The organism is Mesorhizobium sp. P2_F8 (assembly GCF_056403655.1).
Window position 1 is genome coordinate 1 of record NZ_JBFUFB010000090.1, and the last position, 1,709, is coordinate 1,709.

A 1,709-nucleotide genomic window follows, 5' to 3' on the forward strand; every position below is an offset into this window, starting at 1 on the left:
CCGTCGATGTCCGAAAGCCCGAGATCAAGCGTAATTGCGTCGGGAACCAGTTTGCGGGCCAACGCAAGAGTGCCTGAACCCGCGTTCGACAAGACGCCTTTCAGGCCGGCCGAGCGTGCGAGACCAAGCAGCAATCCTCCAAAGGTCGGATCGTCTTCGACGATCAGCACGACCCGGTCGGTCGGCGAGATGGAATCGCGGTCGTCGATCAGTTCTGCCGAAGGCGGACTGCCGAGCGATGCTGGCGCAGCGACGGCGTCCGTCGGAGGAAGCAAGGCCGTCTGCACTGCCGCCACCCGGGGACCGGCGAATGGAATGACCAGAGTAAATGTCGACCCCTTGCCCGGGGTGCTTTCGACCCGCAATTCGCCGCCAAGCAAGCGGGCGATCTCCCTGCTGATCGAGAGCCCGAGCCCAGTGCCGCCATATTTGCGGCTGGTGGTGCCGTCGGCTTGCTGGAAGGCTTCGAAAATCAGCTTCTGCTTGTCTTCGGGAATACCGATGCCGGTATCGGTCACAGCGATCGCCAGCGCCTTCGCCGGGTGCGCGGCGCTATTGCGTCTCCCGGTCTTCTCGACCCGGAAATTCAGACTTACCTCGCCCTCTGAAGTAAACTTGAATGCGTTCGAAAGAAGATTGAGGACAATCTGCTGCAGGCGCTTCTCGTCTGTGCGAACCGTATCGGGAAGGGCCGGATCCATTTTGATGGTGAAGCCAAGGCCCTTGTCGGCCGCCAGCTGACGGAACGTGCGCTCCATATGCTGGCGCAGATGTGACACCGGCATATCGTTGATATCGATGGAGACCGTACCTGACTCGATCTTCGACAAGTCGAGGATATCGTTGATGAGGCTGAGAAGGTCGGTTCCGGCAGAGTTGATAGTGCGCGCGAACTCGACCTGCTTTTCGTTGAGATTGCCCTGCTGGTTGGTCGCGAGCAAGTTTGACAAAATGAGCAGCGAATTGAGCGGCGTGCGCAGTTCGTGGCTCATATTGGCCAGGAACTCGGACTTGTACTTCGACGTAAGCGCCAGCTGCTCGGCTTTCTCCTCCAGGGCGCGTCGCGCCATCTCGATTTCGAGATTCTTGTTTTCGACCTGCTTCTTCTCGTTTTCGAGCAACTGAGCCTTTTCCTGCAGCTCCTCGTTTGTGGCATGCAGTTCTTCCTGCTTCTTAGTCAACTCGGTCTGGCGCGCCTGCAACTCGGAAGTCAGCAACTGTGATTGCTTGAGCAGGCCTTCAGTACGCATCGTCGCCGCGATGGTGTTGAGAACGATGCCTACGGACTCCATCAGCTGATTGAGAAACGATTGGTGGGTGTCGCGAAACTCGCTGAACGATGCGAGCTCGATGACAGCCTTGACTTCGTCTTCGAACAGGGCGGGAAGAATGATGACGTTCGCCGGCGAGGCACCACCGAGGCCGGATGTGATGCGCAGAAAATCGGGAGGGACGTTGTCTAGCATAATGGCCCTCTTGTCGGCGGCGCTTTGGCCGACAAGACCTTCGCGTAAATCCAGGCGTTGCTTGATGGCCGCCTTGCTCTCGGCGCCATAGGACGCCGCCAGCTCCAGATAGGACTCCTCTTCGTCGCGATTGGTGACGTAGAAGACCCCATATTGAGCATTCACCAGAGGGGCGAGCTCGGACATGATGAGCCGCGAAACGGTGGCAAGGTCGCGCTCGCCTTGCAGCATTCGCGAAAACCG

At 58.7% G+C, this 1,709-nt stretch carries 1 protein-coding gene; it reads right to left on the reverse strand.

Features of this window, described 5'->3' with window-relative positions; genetic code table 11:
* The coding region (locus tag AC1DZP_RS36070) for a hybrid sensor histidine kinase/response regulator (RefSeq protein WP_477309108.1) at positions 1–1,709 on the reverse strand (1,709 nt) is incomplete at both ends.